Origin of the sequence: Vibrio sp. V39_P1S14PM300 (genome assembly GCF_009904765.1) — a bacterium.
Classification (GTDB): Bacteria; Pseudomonadota; Gammaproteobacteria; order Enterobacterales; family Vibrionaceae; genus Vibrio; species Vibrio proteolyticus.
The window spans coordinates 1-21,792 of sequence record NZ_WXWP01000230.1 but is presented as its reverse complement, the minus strand read 5'-3'; the positions used below and the strand labels follow the sequence as shown (position 1 = coordinate 21,792).

17 protein-coding genes are annotated in these 21,792 nt (G+C 49.8%); 9 read left to right on the top strand and 8 right to left on the bottom strand.

The window, feature by feature from the left end; all coding sequences use genetic code 11:
• The 3 genes from lolC to lolE all read left to right on the top strand — a co-directional run.
• A partial coding sequence (lolC, locus tag CAG65_RS11650) for a lipoprotein-releasing ABC transporter permease subunit LolC (RefSeq protein ID WP_161453739.1) occupies positions 1–1,194 on the top strand: 1,194 nt, incomplete at its 5' end.
• Positions 1,187–1,873, top strand: coding sequence for a lipoprotein-releasing ABC transporter ATP-binding protein LolD (gene lolD / locus CAG65_RS11645; RefSeq protein ID WP_161447803.1), 687 nt, complete (start codon positions 1,187–1,189; stop codon positions 1,871–1,873). The genes lolC and lolD, both read left to right, overlap by 8 nt.
• A complete protein-coding gene (gene lolE / locus CAG65_RS11640) occupies positions 1,874–3,118 on the top strand; it encodes a lipoprotein-releasing ABC transporter permease subunit LolE (protein WP_161447805.1) in 1,245 nt (414 codons plus the stop codon).
• Positions 3,119–3,232: 114 nt separating this feature from the next.
• Here the strand turns inward: lolE and CAG65_RS11635 are convergent, their stop codons facing one another.
• Complete coding sequence (locus CAG65_RS11635; RefSeq protein WP_021704143.1) at positions 3,233–3,742, bottom strand: DUF2062 domain-containing protein; 510 nt, start codon at positions 3,740–3,742, stop codon at positions 3,233–3,235.
• Between the two features lie 315 nt (positions 3,743–4,057).
• Here CAG65_RS11635 and CAG65_RS11630 point away from each other — a divergent pair, with 315 nt between their 5' ends.
• From CAG65_RS11630 to kdsB, 5 genes are read left to right on the top strand one after another with little or no spacing between them, the layout of a single operon-like run.
• Complete coding sequence (locus CAG65_RS11630; RefSeq protein ID WP_161453738.1) at positions 4,058–5,995, top strand: DNA internalization-related competence protein ComEC/Rec2; 1,938 nt, start codon at positions 4,058–4,060, stop codon at positions 5,993–5,995.
• Between the two features lie 33 nt (positions 5,996–6,028).
• Complete coding sequence (gene msbA, locus CAG65_RS11625) at positions 6,029–7,777, top strand: lipid A ABC transporter ATP-binding protein/permease MsbA (RefSeq protein ID WP_161447809.1); 1,749 nt, start codon at positions 6,029–6,031, stop codon at positions 7,775–7,777.
• Between the two features lie 2 nt (positions 7,778–7,779).
• The gene (gene lpxK / locus CAG65_RS11620; protein ID WP_161453737.1) at positions 7,780–8,787 is read left to right on the top strand and encodes a tetraacyldisaccharide 4'-kinase; all 1,008 of its coding nucleotides are present in this window, start codon (positions 7,780–7,782) and stop codon (positions 8,785–8,787) included.
• A complete protein-coding gene (locus CAG65_RS11615; protein WP_021704139.1) occupies positions 8,768–8,947 on the top strand; it encodes a Trm112 family protein in 180 nt (59 codons plus the stop codon). Before lpxK ends, CAG65_RS11615 begins: the two co-directional genes overlap by 20 nt.
• Entirely contained in the window at positions 8,947–9,699 is a 753-nt protein-coding gene (gene kdsB, locus CAG65_RS11610) for a 3-deoxy-manno-octulosonate cytidylyltransferase (protein WP_161453736.1), read from the top strand. Before CAG65_RS11615 ends, kdsB begins: the two co-directional genes overlap by 1 nt.
• A gap of 79 nt (positions 9,700–9,778) precedes the next feature.
• On the opposite strand, the gene CAG65_RS11605 is transcribed toward kdsB, so the two are convergent.
• The 6 genes from CAG65_RS11605 to pflA all read right to left on the bottom strand — a co-directional run bounded on the left by CAG65_RS11605 (position 9,779) and on the right by pflA (position 17,184).
• Positions 9,779–11,323, bottom strand: coding sequence for a SpoVR family protein (locus CAG65_RS11605; RefSeq protein ID WP_161453735.1), 1,545 nt, complete (start codon positions 11,321–11,323; stop codon positions 9,779–9,781).
• 10 nt (positions 11,324–11,333) lie between these two features.
• A complete protein-coding gene (locus CAG65_RS11600) occupies positions 11,334–12,605 on the bottom strand; it encodes a YeaH/YhbH family protein (protein WP_021704136.1) in 1,272 nt (423 codons plus the stop codon).
• 95 nt (positions 12,606–12,700) lie between these two features.
• Positions 12,701–14,635, bottom strand: coding sequence for a PrkA family serine protein kinase (locus tag CAG65_RS11595; protein WP_021704135.1), 1,935 nt, complete (start codon positions 14,633–14,635; stop codon positions 12,701–12,703).
• Positions 14,636–15,080: 445 nt separating this feature from the next.
• A complete protein-coding gene (locus tag CAG65_RS11590; protein ID WP_021704134.1) occupies positions 15,081–15,581 on the bottom strand; it encodes a YfbU family protein in 501 nt (166 codons plus the stop codon).
• 126 nt (positions 15,582–15,707) lie between these two features.
• Positions 15,708–16,361, bottom strand: a complete 654-nt coding sequence (locus CAG65_RS11585; RefSeq protein ID WP_443098394.1) for a hypothetical protein — start codon at positions 16,359–16,361, stop codon at positions 15,708–15,710.
• 82 nt (positions 16,362–16,443) lie between these two features.
• Positions 16,444–17,184, bottom strand: a complete 741-nt coding sequence (pflA, locus tag CAG65_RS11580) for a pyruvate formate lyase 1-activating protein (protein WP_021704132.1) — start codon at positions 17,182–17,184, stop codon at positions 16,444–16,446.
• A 229-nt stretch (positions 17,185–17,413) separates the two neighbouring features.
• On the opposite strand from pflA, the gene CAG65_RS11575 reads away from it, so the two are divergent.
• Positions 17,414–19,294: a methyl-accepting chemotaxis protein gene (locus tag CAG65_RS11575; protein ID WP_161453733.1), complete on the top strand. Its 1,881-nt coding sequence runs from the start codon at positions 17,414–17,416 to the stop codon at positions 19,292–19,294.
• Positions 19,295–19,418: 124 nt separating this feature from the next.
• On the opposite strand, the gene pflB is transcribed toward CAG65_RS11575, so the two are convergent.
• Complete coding sequence (gene pflB / locus CAG65_RS11570; protein WP_161447815.1) at positions 19,419–21,695, bottom strand: formate C-acetyltransferase; 2,277 nt, start codon at positions 21,693–21,695, stop codon at positions 19,419–19,421.
• Positions 21,696–21,792 lie beyond the last annotated feature (97 nt).

Sequence of the window (21,792 nt, the reverse complement as noted above, 5' to 3'; positions counted from 1 at the left end):
TCGACGTTTATCGGTCTGCGCTACCTGAGAGGCCGCTCAGGCGACAGGTTCAGTCGGTTTGTTTCTTATATGTCCACCGCAGGCATCACCATTGGTGTGATGGCGTTGGTGACCGTTCTGTCGGTCATGAATGGCTTTGAAGCACAGCTTAAAAGCCGGATTCTTGGTGTCTTGCCTCAGGCTGTGATTGCGCAAGGCGATGATCGCACCAGCTATACTGCCGAACCGCCGGCATTTATTACCTCGTTGTCAGCGGCAAAGAAGCCAGAGCCTATTGTACGCAGTGAAGCGGTCATTCAAAGCGCGTCAGAGCTGAGCGCAGGCTTGATGGTTGGGATTGAGCCCGGTGATGATGACCCGATCGAAAACTATCTGATAGCTGGCCGGATTTCGGCGTTGCAGCCGGGTAAGTATCAGGTGTTCCTTGGCCATACCCTGGCGCGTAACCTGAACGTTTCGCTGGGTGATAAAGTCCGCCTGATGGTCACCAGTGCCAGTCAGTTTACCCCGTTGGGCCGGATTCCGAGCCAACGTAACTTTACCGTTGCCGGAATTTTCAATACCGGCTCTGATGTCGATGGCCAGCTAATGGTGACACACCTGCATGATGCAGGTCGCCTATTGCGCTTCAAATCCGATACCATTTCTGGCTGGCGCCTGTTCTTTAACGATCCGTTTGTCGTCAGTGAGCTGGCAACCAAATCGTTGCCGGACGGCTGGCACTGGAGTGACTGGCGTGAGCAGCGCGGCGAGTTATTTCAGGCCGTGCGAATGGAAAAGAATATGATGGGTTTGATGCTGGGGCTGATTGTCGGTGTCGCAGCATTTAACATCATCTCTGCGCTGATCATGGTGGTGATGGAGAAGCAGTCGGAAGTGGCTATTTTGAAAACACAAGGCATGACCAGCAATCAAATCCTGACGATTTTCATGGTGCAGGGGGCAAGCAGCGGCGTGATTGGTGCGGTTGTCGGTGGTGTCCTCGGTGTCGCACTGGCTGCCAATCTGAATACGTTGCTCGATACCATGGGCGTCGCGCTATTGTCCATTGGTGGAGAGCTGCCGGTGATGATCAGTCCATGGCAGATCTCGGTCGTGGTTTTACTGGCGGTTGCACTGAGCTTACTGGCAACCCTGTTTCCTTCTTACCGCGCATCTTCTGTTAAACCCGCTGAGGCTTTGAGATATGAATAACCTTTTACACTGTCACGATGTATGTAAGACCTACCGGGAAGGTGGGTTGGACACACAGGTTTTAAAAGGCGTCAGCTTTGACATCCAGGTTGGGGAGTTGGTCTCGATCATCGGTTCGTCCGGATCGGGCAAAAGTACGCTGCTGCACATTCTGGGCGCATTGGATGATGCGAGCCGGGGTGGGGTCACTTTTCTTGGTCACGATCTCTCGGCGCTGTCTTCCAATAAACAAGCCAAAATCCGCAATCAACATTTAGGGTTTGTGTATCAGTTTCACCATTTGCTGGCGGATTTTAGTGCACTCGAAAATGTGGCGATGCCGCTGTTGATCGGTGGCGCTAAGGTCAGCGATGCGAAACAGCAGGCCAGTGAGTTGCTGGAAAAAGTTGGTCTGGGGCATCGGATGGAACACCGCCCGGCAGAGCTGTCTGGTGGGGAACGTCAGCGTGTGGCGATAGCCCGTGCCTTGGTCAACAAGCCGGATCTGGTGCTGGCCGATGAACCTACCGGTAACTTGGACCATAAAACCGCACTGGCGATTTATGATCTGATGCGTGAGCTGAACAGGGAATCTGGTACCGCGTTTCTTGTCGTCACTCATGACGGTGAACTGGCGGCGAAAATGGATCGTCAGTTGCATATGCAAGATGGTCTGTTGCTGAACGTGGAGGTGGCGTAAGTGTTGTCCTCCCTGTCGTTGTTTATTGGCGGGCGTTTCAGCCGCGCCAAACAGCGTAACAAAATGGTGTCGTTCATCTCGCTGTCTTCCACCATCGGCATCGCTGTTGGTGTGGCGGTGATCATCATTGGTTTGTCTGCCATGAACGGTTTTGAGCGTGAGCTGGAAAATCGGGTTCTTTCCGTGATTCCTCACGGCGAATTTGAAGGGGTGCGTAGCCCGATTGAAGATTGGTCTTCGGTGATCAAACAGGCTGAACAACATCCACAGATCACCGCAGCAGCGCCCTACGTGAAATTTACCGCACTGGCAGAAAAAGGCCAAAAACTCAAAGCGATAGAAGTACGTGGCGTGGATCCCCAAAGTGAAGCGACTGTGTCAAAAATTGCTGAGTTCGTCGACCCGTCTGCCTGGCAGGCATTTAAGCCGGGACAGCAACTGGCGATTTTGGGGCAGGGCGTAGCCGATTATCTCGGCGTGAAAAAGGGGGATTACCTGACCTTAATGATCCCGACCAGCAATACCACCAAGCAGGTGCAAGCACCAAAGCGAGTTCGGGTGCAAGTGGCAGGGTTATTGGCGCTCAATGGCCAGATCGATCATAACCTGGCGATGGTGCCTCTGGCAGATGCACAGCAGTACGCCAATATGGGCAGTGCGGTTACCGGGGTGTCGGTCAAAGTGTCCGATGTCCTCAACGCCACTCAGATCGTGCGTGAGGCAGGAAATACGCTTAACGTCTATGTGTATCTGCGCAGCTGGCAGCAGAAATTTGGTTTCCTGTATCGAGATATTCAGCTGGTACGTACCATTATGTATCTGGTAATGGTATTGGTGATCGGTGTCGCGTGCTTCAATATTGTCTCGACTCTGATGATGGCCGTTAAAGATCGCGCATCAGAAATCGCGATACTTCGCACAATGGGGGCCACTGACGGGTTAATTAAGCGCATATTTGTCTGGCAAGGCGTGTTTTCCGGTGTACTGGGGAGTGTTGTTGGCAGTGTGATTGGTCTGGCTGTAGCGTTCAACCTTACGCCGATGGTGAAAGCTCTGGAAAGCCTGATTGGGCATCAGTTTCTGTCTGGTGATATTTACTTTGTGGATTTTCTTCCCTCACAGGTGCATCTGGACGATGTTGTGTTGGTGTCAGGAACCGCCATCATACTGAGCCTGCTGGCGACCTGGTATCCCGCGTCACGAGCGAGCCGGCTCAACCCAGCCAGCGTGCTGAGTGGTAAATAACAAAAAAGGACCACACGGTCCTTTTTTCATACTTGCTTAACGCTTTTTGCAGTCAGAAAAATATCCCTGATCGCAATTGTCTGTTTTCGGCCTTCTGTCACGTGAGGTGGTGAACTACCGTTGCTGACGTTTCTGCCAGCTTCTCACGACAGAGTAGCGCCACAAACCTTTAATGCCAAAGTAACCCACGATGGCACTGACCACGCCGCAAATCATGCAGCCGAGCAGGAATGGCGGTCCGATGGTTTGCATCTGGTGCAACAAAAATTCCCACGAAAGTTCGAAATGAAAAGGTTGTGGCGGGACATGCATTACCCAGGCGCCAAGTTTGTAAGCAAAATAGAACAGAACCGGCATGGTGATCGGATTGCTGACCCAGACCAGTGCAACGGACAGTGGCAGATTGACACCGCATGCAATCGCCAGTCCGGCTGACATGATCATCTGACTGGGGAGCGGAACAAACGCCATGAATAAGCCGACCGCAAATGCGCCGGCGGCAGAGCGGCGGTTTAAACACCACAGGTTCGGGTTGTACAGAACATTGCCAAAAATTTTCAATGCCTTCTGACGTTTGATGACCTCGTGATCTGGCATGAAACGCTTGATAAATTTTCTTGGCATGGGGCGATGACTCTCTTATCAAATTATTGGACGTTAGCTTCGTTCAGTCTCACACTCTTAACGTCACCACACTGGCTGACCCTGCCCTGTGGGTTGTGGTGTGTCCCTGTTCTGATCGTCTTGATAACAAGTCTGAAGTACAGAAAGTTAAGATGCCTGACAGGAAGTTTAGCTGCAATTCTCGTTATCCTCTTTCAAGGCAACGTACTGCGATGGCAAGCAGATTCTCTGTTCCTAGCAGGTCAGGATATTACCATAAAAGCCGACGTTGACAGCTTTTTTAAGCAAATAAGTCACGGATATGATGGAAAAGTGGTGATTACCGCCATCAATGGCCAACCCTTGTCGTACTTTCAGCAGCCACGTGTTCAGTTGATTGCGCCGCGTCCGCTAATGCCTGGTGAGGTAGTGACGGCGCAAGTGTCGTTGAAGAGTATGATCGGGCTCAGAAATGAAGTCGGTTTTGATCGCGAACGTTACGCGTTCAGTCAGCGCTTGTTGGCGCGTGCAGTGATTGTTAAAGGTTCATCCTGGTTCAGTGAATCATCCAATCACCTGCGCAGCCGGCTGTTCACACTGATTCGACAATCGTTAGCGGCCAGTCCGGAGCGTTCACTGTTGTTGGCTCTGACGTTTGGTTACCGAGGTGAGATTGAGCCTGACTTATGGCAGTCGCTGCGCAATAGCGGGCTGGCACATCTGGTGGCCATTTCCGGTTTGCACATCGGTATCGCTTTCTCCGTCGGGTTCATGATGGGCACGCTGGTGTTGCGGTTGTCGTATCGTGCGCTATTGTTGCCCTGGCTACTGGGCTGCGTGGTGGCCGGTTGTTATGCCTGGCTGGCGGGGTTTTCGCTTCCCACCGAACGGGCGCTGATCATGTGTCTGCTAAATGTCTTGTTCTCGTTGCTGAATTTACGGGTGAGTCTGGTTGGGCGGATATTGGCGACGCTTGCGTTGGTGTTGCTGTGGGATCCTCTGGCTTCGCTGGCGGTCTCGTTTTGGTTATCCTTTCTCGCTGTCACGGTGGTGTTCACTTATCTGGCTCGTCACTCTGTGACTGACAACCTGTTCATCAGGCTGACGAAAATGCAACTCTGGTTGGTGACTTGTATGCTGCCAGTCAGTTTATGGTTTTTCGATGGCATTACCCTGGCCAGCGCTTTGTACAACCTCATTTTTGTGCCGTGGTTTTCCTTTTTTGTTGTGCCCTTAACCTTAGCCGGGCTGACGTTCAGTGCGGTGCTACCCGATACAGCGACGGTGCTTTGGAACGGCGTTGCCTGGACGCTGAAACCGGTTATCTACGCGATTGACTGGGTGGGAGAGCTCTGGTGGACACTCAACGCGGTTTGGATACTGCGATTCGGGATGATGTTTGTCGTGGCACTGTTGTGGCCCTTGCTGAGTGGCTCTGCGCGACTCTGGCTATTGATGCTTTGTGTGATGGCGGGCTGGTTAACCGACAGGCCGCAAAGCGTGAACCGATGGCGTCTGGATGTCCTGGATGTCGGCCATGGCCTCGCTGTGGTGATCGATAAAAATCGCCGGGCCATTGTTTATGATACCGGTTTGGCGTGGGAAAACGGCAGTATGGCCGATGCGGTGATTTTGCCGTTGCTGCGTAAACGCAATATTCGCTCTCTGGACGGACTGATTCTCAGTCACATGGACTCCGATCACTCGGGTGGCTGGCAACAGATTCAACGTGCATGGTCACCGGGTTGGATTCGTGCCAGCCAGGACTCTCCCGATTTTTCACCATGCATTGCTAAGCAAACCTGGCGGTGGAACAGCCTGGACTTTGAGGTATTGTGGCCGCAACAAGGGGTGATGCGCGCGTACAATTCGCACTCGTGCGTCTTGCGCTTGAGCGATCCTGTTTCCGGCGTCAGGGTGTTGTTGACGGGTGACATTGATGCACTGGTTGAGTGGATGCTGGTCCGTCAACCGCAGTTATTGCGCAGTGAGATAGTGATTGTGCCGCATCATGGGAGTAAAACTTCGTCAATCCAGCCGTTTGTCGATGCGGTCGGGGCTCATTATGCTTTTGCCTCTTTAGCTCGGGACAATCGCTGGGGAATGCCTGCGGATCAGGTGGTATCGCGTTATCAGGCGGCGGGCACCACTTGGTTGGACACGGGTCACAATGGGCAAATTTCGCTCTTGGTTGAGCAAGGCCAGTGGCGGGTGGAAAGCCTGCGACAAAGCGAGTCTTGGTATAGGCATATCTTGCGGAAGCGAGTAGAATAGGAAGATTAATACAATCAAAAGTACCATTCGTATATGTCATTGAATCAAGACGAGACCACCTGGCAGACGTTCCGTCGCTTGTGGACTTACATCCGCTTATACAAAGCGGGACTGGGTGTGGCGGTTGTCGCCCTGGTGATCAACGCTATCGCAGATACTTACATGGTTTCTCTGCTCAAACCGCTGCTTGATGAAGGGTTTGGCGACACTCAATCCAATTTTCTCAAAATTCTGCCATTCATCATTTTTGGCATGATGTTGGTGCGCGGTGTGAGTAGCTTTGTTTCTGACTATTGCCTAAGCTGGGTTTCTGGCAACGTGGTCATGTTACTTCGCCGAAAAATATTCAATCATTTCATGCATATGCCTGTGTCTTTCTTTGACAGAGAGTCCACCGGAGGCTTGCTTTCACGCATCACTTATGACACCGAACAGCTGGCAGGAGCGACCAGCAAAGCGTTGGTGAGTATTGTACGTGAAGGTGCCAGCATCATTGGTCTGCTGACCCTGATGTTTTGGAACAGTTGGCAGTTATCACTGGTTCTGCTGGTGGTTGCGCCTCTGGTCGCTTGGGCGATTGGGATCGTTTCTAAGCGTTTTCGCAAGATTTCCAAGAACATGCAAACCACGATGGGCCATGTTGCAACTTCCGCTGAACAAATGCTGAAAGGCCACAAAGTGGTGCTGAGTTACGGTGGTCAGGATGTCGAAAGCGCACGGTTTGACTCAGTCAGTAACCGCATGCGCCAGCACTCAATGAAGTTAGTGTCAGCGCAGGCTATCGCCAACCCAGTGATTCAGATTATCGCCTCTATTGCGTTGGTTACAGTACTTTTCTTGGCGAGTGTGGACTCCATCCGTGAAACGCTCACTCCGGGGACATTTACGGTCGTGTTCTCGGCGATGTTTGGTTTGATGCGCCCTCTGAAAGCGCTAACCAACGTGACGTCGACATTCCAGCGCGGTATGGCAGCGAGCCAAACACTGTTTGCTCTGATCGATCTGGATACGGAGCAGGACAACGGTGATTACGAAACCAAGCAAGTGCGTGGCGATATTGAAGTGAAACACGTGACGTTCACGTACAGCGGTAAAGAAAAACCGGCGCTGCGAGATGTCAGTTTCAATATCCCACCGGGCAAAACCGTGGCTCTGGTTGGGCGGTCTGGCTCAGGTAAGAGTACCATTGCGAATCTGTTTACTCGTTTCTATGACGTCGATTCTGGTTCGATACTGCTTGATGGCCACGATATTCGTGAATACAAGTTGACTAACCTGCGTCAGCATTTTGGTCTGGTGTCGCAGAACGTGCATTTGTTCAATGACACCATCGCCAACAACATCGCCTATGCGGCGAAAGAGCAATACAGTCGTGAACAAATTGAACAGGCGGCCAAACTGGCTCATGCGATGGAGTTTATTGACAATCTGGACGAAGGCCTAGACACCATGATTGGTGAAAACGGCGCCAGCTTGTCTGGCGGGCAGCGTCAACGTATCGCCATCGCACGTGCCTTGTTGCGTGATTCGCCGGTGCTGATTCTCGACGAAGCCACCTCGGCGCTTGATACAGAAAGCGAAAAAGCGATTCAGATGGCGCTGGATGAGCTGCAAAAAGATAAAACGGTGTTGGTGATCGCTCACCGACTGTCAACCATTGAAGCCGCCGATGAGATTCTGGTGGTGGATGAGGGTGAAATCATCGAGCGTGGTTCGCACGCTGAGTTGATAGCCAAAGATGGCGCCTATGCTCAGTTGCATCGTATTCAGTTTGGTGAGTAAGCGTGATTGAGAAAATCTGGTACGAAAATCATCCACTCAAATATCTGTTGTGGCCACTATTGTGGCCGCTAAGTCAGCTGTACCGCCATATCAGTGCTGGCCGAAAACAGGATTATCAATCCGGCAAAAAGCACAGTTATCGGGCACCGGTTCCGGTCGTGGTCGTTGGCAATATTACCGCGGGTGGGAATGGGAAAACGCCGATGGTGGTGTGGCTGGTTGAGCGTCTGCAACAGCAAGGTTATACGCCCGGTGTGGTGTCCCGTGGTTATGGCGCTAAAGCGCCCCAGTATCCTCTGGTTGTCACGCCAGAAACGCCAGCGATTCACTGCGGCGATGAGCCTAAGTTGATTGCACAACGCACCGGGGCACCCGTTGCAGTGTCTCCGGTACGTAGCGACGCCGTAGACGCGTTGCTGCCGTTAGGCGTTGATATCATCATTACCGACGATGGACTGCAGCACTATGCGTTGCAGCGTGACATTGAGATCAGTGTTATGGATGGTGCTCGCCGTTATGGCAATCAGTCTTTGATCCCGTTAGGACCACTGCGTGAGCCGCTCAGTCGTCTTGAAGAGGTTGATTTTATCATCAACAACGGTGGTGACCCGCAGCCGGGTGAAATGGCAATGACACTCAGCCCGGGCCTGGCGGTGAACTTAACGCACGCCGACAAAACTTTGGTTAGTCAGTTGAAAGCGCTGGTGGCATTCGCCGGTATTGGTCACCCGCCGCGGTTTTTTGCCACGCTGGAAAAACTGGGTGCTGATCTGGTCGTAACCAAAGGGTTCGCGGATCATCAGGAATATCAAGCGTCTGAGCTGGAAGCACTTGCAAGCCAGGGGACGAACGTCATAATGACAGAAAAAGACGCAGTAAAATGTCGTGAATTTGCAGCGGATAACTGGTGGTATTTGCCAGTTGATGCCAGGTTTAGTGAACAGGATGAGCTGCGAATCTTAAATCGAATTAAAGAGGTTATGGAACAATATGGATCACCGTCTGCTTGAGATCGTTGCCTGCCCGGTATGTAAAGGCAAACTGACTTACGATAAAGACAGCCAGGAACTTATCTGTAAACTGGATCGTCTTGCCTATCCGATCAAAGATGGCATCCCGGTATTGCTCGAGCCTGAAGCGCGCACCATGTCGATGGATGAGGGAAGATAATGGCTTTTACCGTTGTTATCCCTGCACGCTATCAGTCTACTCGTTTACCAGGTAAGCCGCTTGCTGATATCGGTGGCAAACCTATGGTGCAGTGGGTTTATGAGCAGGCGAGACAAGCCGGGGCGGATCGTGTGGTTGTAGCAACCGATGACGTACGTGTACAACAAGCCGTCGAAGCGTTTGGCGGTGAAGTGTGCATGACCTCAGCCGAACACGAATCTGGTACCGAACGTCTGGCGGAAGTGATTGAACGGCTGAAAATCGATGCCTCACACATTATCGTGAACGTTCAGGGCGACGAACCCCTGATCCCACCAGCGATCATTGCTCAAGTGGCCAACAATTTGGCCAACAGTGACGCGCCAATGGCAACGCTGGCGGTTGAAATTAGCGATGAAGCGGAAGTGTTCAATCCCAATGCGGTTAAGGTCGTGACTGATAAAGACGGCTACGCGTTGTATTTCAGCCGCGCCACGATCCCATGGGATCGCGACCAATTTTCTTCGCAGCCGGCACATATTGCTCAGCCACTGATGAGGCATATTGGCATTTACGCTTACCGTGCTGGTTTCATTAACACGTATGTGAATTGGGCACCGTCGGCGCTGGAAAAAATTGAGTCTCTGGAGCAGTTGCGCGTGCTGTGGTACGGCGAAAAAATCCATGTGGCCGTTGCGCAAGAAGCGCCAGCAGCGGGCGTGGATACCCCAGAGGACTTGGACGCAGTGCGCAAAATTGTAGCCTCCAAGTGATTCGATCCAATAATAAAAAGCTCCCCTAGGGAGCTTTTTATTGGTTTGAGGAAGACCTTAAGTTTAACGATACACAAACTCAAATTTTGTTGTCGTAGTCATTGCGCTGCGGACACGTGGCTAAAATCTCTCTTCTTCCGGTATCTTTGACCTCTTCTAAAATGACGTCAAATCCCCATAAGCGGTAAAGGTGTTTCAACACTTCGTTATAGCTCTCATCCAGTGGAACGCGATTATGCGGAACGTACTGAAGGGTAAGAGAACGGTCACCGCGAACATCGACGTTGTATACCTGAATGTTTGGTTCGAGGTTGCTGAGATTGTACTGGGCTGCGAGTTTTTCTCGGATCTGCCGGTAACCCATTTCATCATGGATCGCACTCACTTCAATGAAGTTTTTCCGGTCGTCATCAACAATGGAAAATAGCTTGAAGTCGCGGATCAACTTGGGTGACAGGTATTGACTGATAAAGCTTTCATCTTTGAAATTATGCATCGCAAAGTGAACGGCTTCCAGCCAGTCACTGCCAGCCAGATCCGGGAACCACTCTTTGTCTTCATCGGTCGGCTCTTCACAAATCCGTTTAATATCACGAAACATCGCAAAACCGAGCGCGTAAGGGTTGATACCGCTGAAATACGGGCTGTTGTAAGGCGGCTGCGCGACCACGCTGGTGTGGCTATGGAGAAACTCCAGAATGAATTTGTCCGATACCAGGCCCTCATCGTACAGATGGTTCAGAATGGTGTAATGCCAGAAGGTGGCCCAGCCTTCGTTCATTACCTGAGTCTGTTTCTGAGGGTAAAAATACTGACTGATTTTACGCACGATCCGGACGATCTCACGTTGCCAGGGCTCTAGCAGGGGAGCATGTTTTTCAATGAAGTACAGGATGTTTTCTTGTGGCTCGTTCGGAAAGCGTTGCTTCTGATCTTCCGCTTTAATTTTAGACTTTGGCACGGTTCGCCACAGCTCGTTGACTTGAGATTGAAGATACGCTTCACGCTCTTCCTGACGAGCTTTTTCTTCCGCAATGGAGATTTTTTCCGGACGTTTATAGCGGTCCACGCCGTAATTCATCAACGCGTGACACGAGTCGATCAGGGCTTCGACTTCCGTGACACCGTATTTTTCCTCGCATTCGACGATATAATTTTTCGCAAATAACATGTAGTCAATGATGGAGCTGGCATCAGTCCAGGCCTGGAACAGATAATTACCCTTAAAGAAGGAGTTGTGTCCATAGCTGGCGTGCGCCATAACCAGCGCCTGCATGGTTACTGAATTCTCTTCCATCAGGTAGGCGATACACGGGTCCGAGTTGATGACTATTTCGTAAGCCAGTCCCATTTGACCGTGTTTGTAGCCTTGTTCGGTTTGAATGAATTTTTTACCGAACGACCAGTGATTATAATTGATTGGCATACCAATACTGGAGTAGGCATCCATCATCTGCTCTGACGTGATCACCTCAATCTGATTGGGGTAGGTGTCAAGGCGGTAGTGTTCGGCTACCCGCTTGATCTCTTTGTGATAACGCTCAAGCAGGTCGAACGTCCAATCGGGGCCATCCGGCAGGCACTTAGTGTTTTTTTTCGCTTTTGTTCTTGTGGTCGCTGTCATAACGGCCTCCCTAAGCGGTTTCTTTCCTGAATAGCTCCCTGAACACAGGGAAGATGTCGTCAACAGTGCGGATGTTTTTCATTGCAAAGTTGTCGAACTGGTTTTCTATTTTCTCGTATTCATGCCACAGCGTCTGATGGGATCGGCGGGTAATTTCAATATACGAGTAGTACTGACAGTTAGGCAGCAAGTTATTTACCAACAATTCTTTACAGCGTGGTGAGTCGTCTGCCCAGTTGTCGCCGTCGGATGCCTGGGCGGCATAGATGTTCCACTCGCCAACCGGGTAACGTTCCGCAATGATCTCCTTCATCAGTTTCAGAGCGCTTGAAACGATGGTGCCCCCGGTTTCCTGAGAGTAGAAGAATTCATGTTCATCGACTTCTTTGGCTTGCGTATGGTGACGAATGAACACAACATCGACGTTTTCGTAGGTCCGGGTTAGGAACAAATACAGCAGAACATAAAAACGTTTGGCGATGTCTTTGGTTGCCTGATCCATTGAACCAGACACATCCATCAGACAAAACATCACTGCCTGGCTGGACGGAACCGGGCGTTTTTCGTAATTCTTGAAGCGCAGGTCGAAAGTATCTATAAATGGTACGCTCTCGATTTTTTGGCGTAGCTCTTGAATCTCTTTTCTCAGGCGTCGTTCTTCCAGAACCTGAGCTGGTTCTTGATTTTCAATTCGCTCCAGTTCTTCCTCTAACTCCTGGAGCAGACGTTTTTTGCTGGCGGTCATAGCCGTGCGGCGCGCAAGAGATTGCTGCAGCGAACGCACGATAGCAATGTTTGAGGGCATGCCTGCGGTTTGGTAACCCGAGCGATGGGTTTTCCATTCTGTGATTTTATTAATTTGGTTTTTTTCCAGATTAGGCAGCTCTAAATCCTCGAAGAGTATGTCGAGGTATTCGTCTTTTGAAATCTGGAATACAAATTCGTCCTGACCTTCGCCGTCCGGGCTGGCGTCGCCTTCTCCGGCTCCACCGCCTTGACCGCCTCCTTTGGGGCGTTCAATTTTGTCGCCAGTGATGAACTGATCGTTACCGGGATGAACACGCTCACGCATGCCGCCGCGGCCCTGGTGAAAGGTCGGTTCTTTGATGTCCCGGTGTGGAATAGACACATCTTCGCCGGTCTCGGTGTTCGTAATCGAACGACGATTGACTGCGTCTGCAACTGATTCTTTTATCTGGTCTTTATGACGGCGCAGGAAGCGTTGCCGGTTCACTGCACTTTTATTTTTGCCATTCAGACGTCTATCAATGAATTGCGCCATAAGTGACCCCTTAATGTCCGTATACACCTAGAAAGAGGCGGGTGCGAGTGCCCACAAGCACTCACACTGACCATTTCTCCGCGTTGTAGGTGCTGTTAAGAGGATTTACGTACGCGCAAATACCACTCAGACAACAACCTGACCTGTTTCTCGGTGTAGCCTTTCTCCATCATACGATTAACGAAATCGTCGTGTTTCTTCTGATCTTCCGAAGAGGTTTTGGCATTGAAGGAGATAACAGGCAGCAATTCTTCCGTGTTGGAGAACATTTTTTTCTCGATAACCGTGCGCAGTTTTTCGTAACTGGTCCACACCGGATTTTGCCCATTGTTGTTGGCGCGGGCACGCAATACGAAGTTAACGATCTCGTTACGGAAATCTTTAGGGTTGCTGATACCAGCTGTTTTCTCGATTTTTTCCAGTTCACTGTTGAGTGAGGCACGGTCAAACAACTGTCCGGTTTCTGGATCTCGGTATTCCTGATCCTGGATCCAGAAGTCTGCATAGGTAACGTAGCGATCAAAGATGTTCTGACCGTATTCGGAGTAGGACTCAAGATACGCGGTCTGAATCTCTTTGCCGATAAACTCAATGTAGCGTGGCACCAGATACCCTTTCAGGAATTCCAGGTAGCGCTCAGCGGTTTCTTGTGGGAATTGCTCTCGCTCTATCTGCTGCTCAATGACGTAAAACAGGTGGACTGGGTTAGCCGCCACTTCCGTTTGGTCGAAGTTGAACACACGCGAAAGAATTTTGAACGCGAAACGGGTCGACAGACCACTCATGCCCTCATCCACACCAGCGTAGTCACGGTATTCTTGGTAGCTTTTCGCTTTGGGGTCGGTATCTTTCAGCGTTTCGCCGTCATACACCCGCATTTTCGAATAGATGGATGAGTTTTCTGGATCTTTCAGGCGTGACAGAATACTAAATTGTGCCAGCAAGCCAAGCGTGCTTGGCGAGCAGGGCGCTTGAGCCAGTTCGGAATGATCCAGCAGCTTCTGGTAGATTTTGACTTCTTCGGACACACGTAAGCAGTAGGGCACTTTAACAATGTACACCCGATCCAAGAAGGCCTCGTTGTTTTTGTTGTTGCGGAACGTCTGCCACTCTGATTCGTTGGAGTGCGCGAGAATCATACCGTCAAACGGCAACGCCGAAAGTCCTTCGGTCCCGTTGTAGTTGCCTTCCTGTGTGGCGGTTAGCAATGGGTGCAGAACTTTGATCGGTGCTTTGAACATTTCGACAAATTCCATTAACCCTTGGTTGGCTTTACACAGGGCACCGGAGTAACTGTATGCGTCGGGATCGTCTTGTGAATAGTGTTCCAGTTGACGAATATCGACTTTACCCACCAAAGATGAAATGTCCTGGTTGTTCTCATCACCAGGCTCCGTTTTAGCTATGGCGACCTGATCCAGAATCGATGGACGAACTTTTACCACTTTGAATTTAGAGATGTCGCCACCAAACTCATGCAGGCGTTTGGCCGCCCAAGGAGACATGATCGAGCGAAGATAGCGTTGCTCGATACCGTATTCTTGCTTGAGCAGCTCACCGTCCTCATTGACGTCAAACAGACAAAATGGGTGGTCGTTAACCGGGCTGCGCTGGCCGTTCGCGGATAGCACATAAATAGGAAGTTGCTGCATTAACGCTTTCAACTTCTCGGCCAGTGATGATTTACCGCCCCCGACAGGACCAAGTAAGTACAGGATTTGCTTGCGTTCTTCGAGACCTTGTGCAGCGTGTTTTAGGTACGACACAATTTGTTCAATTGAGTCCTCCATGCCATAAAAGTCCTGAAAAGTTTTGTAGCGGGAGATGACCCGGTTCGAAAACAGCCGGCTGAGGCGGGGATCGTGTGAGGTATCGACGAGCTCGGGCTCACCGATAGCCATTAGAAGGCGCTCAGCGGCGTTCGCGTAGGCACTTTTGTCCTCTTTACACAGCGCCAGGAAGTCTTGTATGGATAACTCTTCATCCTTGGCAGCTTCGTAGCGTGCTTGATAGTGGTCGAAAATACTCATAATCAATTCCCCTCTGAACCTGTCACAGTGACAAACAACTCGCAATGGACTACAAATCCTTTACTTCTAAGACTAGTTGGTATTTGTAATTTTGCTTAAAAAATATGTGTTTATTTACGATCGGTTGCGTAAATTTGTGCAGTCGCTCCGTTCATATTTGAGCTGAATATTTTCAGTATCTTGACGGCAGATAAACGACTGGTCTGCTCAGTTAGTGCAGGTGTAAACGGCTGGATTCACTATCACTGATCTGAATACAACCAAGTATTCGGGTGACCTTACGAGTGATTACGCAATGAAAAGGCAAAATGATCAGAAGCGAGGAGTGCGGACGTTCTAATAGGGTGAATAATGTATTTTTGTTTATCAGCCAGATAATTAGGTGGGTGGGACAGGAAAAAGGCGACGGTCGCCGCCTTTTTGACTCAGAGGCGTAAAATGGAGCTTAAGCGTTAAAGATCTGCTTTAATTCGGTGGTAGACAAATGATATTGACGTGGGCAGTGACGCCAGGTGGTCAACATACGACGATATTTGTCGAACATCGGGGTTTGACTATTGAAATGGTGATCGCCTTTATCAAACTGAGGATAGAGGCCCTCTGACTCAACCAAAAAACGCACGTAGTGAACCAATTGGGATTCTGTTGCAATGTCAAAGCCAAGAAACTGCAATCGGCGCGCGTCGACGTCTTTTTGCTGTGTTGCATCGAGCATGTTAAATGACTCCTGCATCGCATGATACATTTCCATCATGTCGATGATTTCGCGACACTTTTCTTCCGGTAGGCAACCGAAATCTTTATTCAGCTCGCGCATTTGCAGTTCATACCCGCGTTCAACGATGGTTTGCATTCGTCGATACTTGGTCGCGTTGTCCGGATCCATCTGAGACATCAGATAATACTGGTTAGACAAAATCAGGCGTTGAGCGTTGGTCATTTCCATGGGGGCCCTCACTAAGAAACTATGATTATTTGCTGTAGCCAGATTACCAGCAAGTCTCTGCGCTGAAATATGATCTCAACACGGATTTAATATGAAAAGTGTAATAAATCGCCACCAAAACGCGATTTATTTATTTCGATGATGGTGGTTATAAATGTAATCACGGTCGGAGAACGTGCGCAGCCACTCTGGTTTGAAAACGGACAGTATTGCCAGTGACATGCCGTTCAATAACCCTTCCGGAAAGGCAAGTAAGGGGACCAGAATAAGGTAGTTATCCCGCACCGTCTGCCAGTCGTAATTGCCCAGGATCATTTGATAGGCGGTGTTAATCGTCAGATGCAGGCTGCCGGTCAGTCCGCCGTTAAAAAATCCGGCAACAAAGATAAACACGAAGATGTTGCGCGGCAGGCAGCGATAGCTCAGAAGAAAGACGCCATAACTGTTCAAAATAGGAATCAGGCTCGACAACATCAGGTATTCCGGAATATCGACCAGTGTCAGTTTTCCGGTTAACGCGAGCGCAAAAGCAACTGGAATGGTGAGCAAAAATGCAATACGCCAGCCGTACATCAAGCTTAGGGTTGTCAGGGCAAGAAAGTGAATCGTAAGGCCTTCTTTAATGCCTGCCTGAGCAGACCAAAGTAGAAAAAGGGCAAAAATCACCGCGTATGTCAGGTGCTGAAAGCTTTTTTCGGTCGTGAACTTGGGCAGAAACGCTGCACGAAAATCACCGAGAGCGACGGCCACCGCCAGGCATACCACCACCAAAGCAAACAGTTCTTCGAGAAACAACCCTGACTCCTTTACAAAAATACCAGCGATGAGCTGGTATTTTTTACGAAACCGGGGACAGTTGGTATCAGTATTTTACGTTAGAGTGATATTGCTCAAGAATTGATACGACTTTATCCATGGTTTCTTTCGTCGGTGGCTGCACGCCTTCTAATGGATAATCTAGGCCTAACGCCTCCCATTTGTGTGCCCCAAGTTTGTGGTAAGGCAACAACTCGACTTTCTCAATATTGTCCATGTCTTTAATGAACTCACCCAGCATATGGGCAGCTTCATCATCATCGGTGTAACCCGGCACCACCACATAGCGAATCCAGGTTTTCTGTCCGATTTTATGTAGGTAGCGGGCAAAATCCAACGTACGCTTGTTCGAAACACCGATAAAATCATGATGAATTTCATCTTTCATGTGCTTGATGTCTAGCATCACCAGATCGGTTGCGTCCAGCACGTCGTCAATCACCTGCGTATGTTTGCGAACGTAGCCGTTAGTGTCCAGACAAGTGTGGATACCTTCAGCCTGGGCTGCCTGAAACAGATCGCGGACGAATTCTGGTTGTAGCATGGCTTCGCCACCGGAACAGGTGATGCCTCCACCGGAGGCTTTCATAAAATGCCGGTACGAGCGAGCTTCCTGCATGATCTCGTCGACGCTCACTTCCTTGCCACCATGCGTGTCCCATGTATCCCGGTTATGGCAGTACATACAGCGCATCAGGCAACCCTGCATGAAAACAATAAACCGAATACCAGGTCCGTCGACTGTACCGCAAGATTCGAATGAGTGAATACGACCCGTTGTTGACATGTGCTCATCTCTCGTAAGGATTCAAGCTGTTATTTTATTACAAAAAGTAGGGATTAAATAGGGTTAGCGAGATCTCATTTCCGCCATTTTGTAAATAAAGAAAAATACGTTTCGTCCGATACAGTTTATGTTATAAAGTTGTTATAAAAAGAATAAATACTAATCAGTTGAGAATGTAGATATTTGGCTCCAATCAGTGGTTCATCATAAACGATGATAAGGATGTTGCATGGACGCGCTTGCACTATCGCAGAAACACAAAATTACGCTGCTTTTGATCATACTCTCTCTTGGCTTCATCAGTCTGGGAGTATTCACTTCAACCCGCCTGGGTTCTTTGGACGCTCAGTATCAGAGCAGTTCCGAGGTTAATCATGGGGTGGTTTCCATCTATCAAACCCAAACCGAGCTTATCTCACTGGCGTCACAAATGAGCCAGTTGACTGCGCAGCAGGTGCCGTCAACTCGTCAGGCGTTGACCACTTTGCTCGAAAAAGTGGAGGGGAACCTCGCGTTTCTCAACCAGATAGGATTGTCTGATAACGCTGAGCAGGTCAAACGAGCGGCCGGTAGCTTCGAGCAGGCATTGTTGCCATGGCTTAACCTGAAAACCGAGCTGGGGTTTAGTGTTGACGATGGCAAGCTTGGCACGCTGAAGACACTTGCAACTACAATCGAGAATAAGATAGCGGAAACCGGAATGGTGACGCTGAATTCTGATTTTCAGGCGATGATAAAAGCCCAGCAGAATTACCTGTTGCAGCCGAATGAAGACAACCTGAAACGTTTCAATCGAGCTGTGGCCGGGTTTGAAAACATGTCCAATACTTACGCCATGTTGGAGTTGTATGAACAAGAGATTGAGCAGTTCAAAGCGACATTCGTGCAAGTCAGTGAGTTATCCCAACAACTCGGCGATATTGAAACTCAACTGGTCCGCAGTGAGCAGGCGTTTGTGGGCGTGATTGAAACGGTCACCAGTCAGCTAAGTCGCATTAGTGACGATTATCAGACTCAGGCGCTGGCCAGCAGCAGCTCAACGAAATGGTCAGTGCTGATTGCGTGTGCAGTTCTGGCTTTACTTATCTTTGCGATGTTCCTCAGTATCAGCGTATCGATGACCCGTTCGCTTAGTCACATCACTCTGGCCATTAAAGCGATTGCTCGGGGGGATCTGTCGCAGCGTCTGACAGAAACCAATAATCGCAACGACGAATTTAACCAGTTGGCGATTGCCATCAATCAGAGCTGTCAGAATCTGGGCGAATTGGTTCAAGGGGTGCAACAAAGCAGTCAAGCCTTGTCCGGAGATGCGGCCAAACTGAACCTGGAACTGGACAATCTGGCCACCAGCCAGACAGAGGTGCTTGGTCAAACCCAGCAACTGGCTTCCGCGACAGAGGAAGTCAGTGTGACGACTCAGGAAGTGTCTAATTCGCTAGAGTTTGTGGCTGAAATCAGCCAGTCATCCACGCAAGCAGCGGAACAGGGAGCGACAGTGATTGGCGCTGCGATTAATTCGATAGAAGAGATCGGTGTCATTTTAAATTCCGCCGCTGGTCACATTCAGCAATTGGAAGAGGCTTCAACCAAAATTGATTCCGTAATGGACATCATCAACGACATCGCTGAGCAGACGAACTTGTTGGCACTGAACGCCGCCATCGAGGCGGCGCGCGCCGGTGAGCAGGGGCGTGGGTTTGCGGTTGTGGCGGATGAGGTACGCAGTCTGGCGGTCAGAACGGTCGATGCGGTATCGGAAATCAGTGAAACGATTGAAACTCTGAAGAAAGAGAGTGCGGAGGTCATTCATTATATTGGCCAGTCGGAGTCATCGATGAATCAGGGCCGGGAGCGTGGTAGCCAGGCGATGAGTGCGCTATCTCATATCACCACCAAGGCGGAAGAAACCGCGCATCAGACAGACGTGATTTTTGCCTCAATTAAAGAGCTGGCGACCACCAGTCAGTCGATGGCGGACAGCATGACGCAAATTTCGTCTGCTATGGAAGCTCTGGGGCGCAATAATGACCACTTGCGCGATACCAGTCAGGCGGTGGATCAACGCTCCTCCAGCCTGAATTCCGATTGCCAGCGTTTTACGGTGTGAGTCAGGCTGTCACGAGGCGTACCGGAACGGCTTCGTTATTCAGCATGAAAGTAACGAGACTTGGTCTGAGGCGCAGAAATAAAAAAGGCTCGCCAATTGGCGAGCCTTGACAGCACTTTAGATCTTACAGAGATTCGGTGAAAGTACGGGCAATAACGTCTTGTTGCTGCTCAGCAGTCAGAGAGTTGAAACGTACAGCGTATCCAGATACACGGATAGTTAGCTGAGGGTATTTCTCTGGGTGTTTAACAGCATCCAGCAATGTATCGCGGTTAAGAACGTTTACGTTCAGGTGCTGCCCACCTTCTACACCGGCTTCATGGTGGAAGTAACCGTCCATCAGGCCAGCCAGGTTAGCACGTTGTGAGCCTTCGTCTTTACCCAGCGCATTCGGTACGATAGAGAAGGTGTATGAAATACCATCTTGTGCATCCGCAAACGGCAGTTTTGCCACGGAAGTCAGAGACGCTACCGCACCTTTCTCATCGCGACCGTGCATTGGGTTTGCACCTGGTGCAAATGGTGCACCCGCACGACGACCGTCAGGCGTGTTACCAGTTTTCTTACCGTAAACTACGTTTGAAGTGATAGTAAGAATTGACTGAGTAGGGATCGCATCACGGTAAGTCTTAAGCTTACGGATTTTACCCATGAACACAGAAACCAGTTCACATGCGATGTCATCGACGCGAGGATCGTTGTTACCGAATTTAGGGTAGTCGCCTTCAATTTCGAAGTCGATTGCCAGACCATCTTCGTCACGTACAGGTTTCACTTTCGCATACTTGATGGCAGACAGAGAGTCAGCGGCAACAGACAGACCTGCGATACCACAAGCCATGGTACGTTTCACGTCACGGTCATGCAGCGCCATCAGAGAAGCTTCGTAGCTGTACTTGTCGTGCATGAAGTGGATGCTGTTTAGTGCAGTCACGTACTGCTTAGCTAGCCAATCCATGAAGTGGTCCATTTTTTCCCACAGCTCGTTGTAATCCAGGTATTCGCCTTCGATCTTGCCCATCTTAGGACCAACTTGGATTTTCAGCTTCTCGTCAATACCGCCGTTGATGGTGTAAAGCATGGTTTTTGCCAGGTTAGCGCGCGCCCCGAAGAACTGCATTTGCTTACCAACAACCATTGGAGATACACAACACGCGATGGCGTAATCGTCAGAGTTCATGTCTGGACGCATGAGATCGTCGTTTTCGTACTGGATAGAAGAAGTATCGATAGACACTTTGGCACAGAACTTCTTGAAGCCTTCAGGCAGTTGCTCAGACCACAGAACCGTAATGTTTGGCTCTGGGCTTGGACCCATAGTGTACAGGCTGTTCAGGAAGCGGAAGTTGGTGCGTGTTACCAGAGTACGGCCGTCAAGACCCATACCACCCATAGATTCGGTTGCCCAGATTGGGTCACCCGAGAACAACTCATCGTATTCAGGCGTACGCAGGAAACGAACCATACGTAGTTTCATGACGAAGTGGTCGATCATTTCCTGAGCTTGTTCTTCAGTCAGTTTACCAGCTTCGATATCACGTTGAATGTACACATCCAGGAATGTAGAAGTACGACCCAGAGACATGGCTGCGCCATTTTGAGACTTAACAGCGGCCAGGTAGCCGAAGTACGTCCATTGGATAGCTTCTTGTGCTGTTTCTGCTGGGCGAGAAATATCGAAACCGTATTTCGCAGCCATAGCTTTGATTTGACCTAGAGCGCGGTGTTGCTCAGCAATCTCTTCACGAAGTTGCATGGTCATTTGTAGGTCTTCGCCGCTCTCAAATTTCTCTTGAAGAGAAGTGAACTGAGCCAGTTTGTCCTTCATTAGGAAGTCGATACCGTACAGCGCAACACGACGATAGTCACCGATGATACGACCACGACCGTATGCGTCAGGAAGACCAGTTAGTACACCAGACTTACGACATGCAAGGATATCAGGAGTGTAGATATCGAAAACACCCGCGTTGTGAGTTTTGCGGTATTCGGTGAAGATTTTCTTAACTTGAGGGTCTAGTTCACGATTGTAGGCTTTGCATGAACCTTCAACCATGCGAATACCACCGTTAGGGATGATCGCACGTTTTAGAGGCGCTTCAGTTTGTAGACCTACGATAGTTTCAAGATCTTTTTCGATGTAGCCTGCATCGTGAGCAGTGATGGTAGAGATAACAGAGGTATCAAAATCAACAGGAGCGTGAGTTGCGTTCTCTTGTTTGATGCCTTCCATTACTTTAGCCCAAAGCTTGTTTGTTGCTTCAGTACCTTCAGAAACCAGGAAAGATTCGTCGCCTTCGTACGGAGTGTAGTTCTTCTGAATGAAATCACGAACGTTTACTTCGTTTTGCCAGTCGCCTGCTGCAAAACCTTCCCAAGCTTTAGCAAATTGCTCTGCCATGACATACCTACCTTTTTAGTAGAAAAAAATACGTACCTTTTAACCGTTGAGCCAGTTAAAACCTGCGTTGCGGGCCGGTACACTCTTTATGAATAAC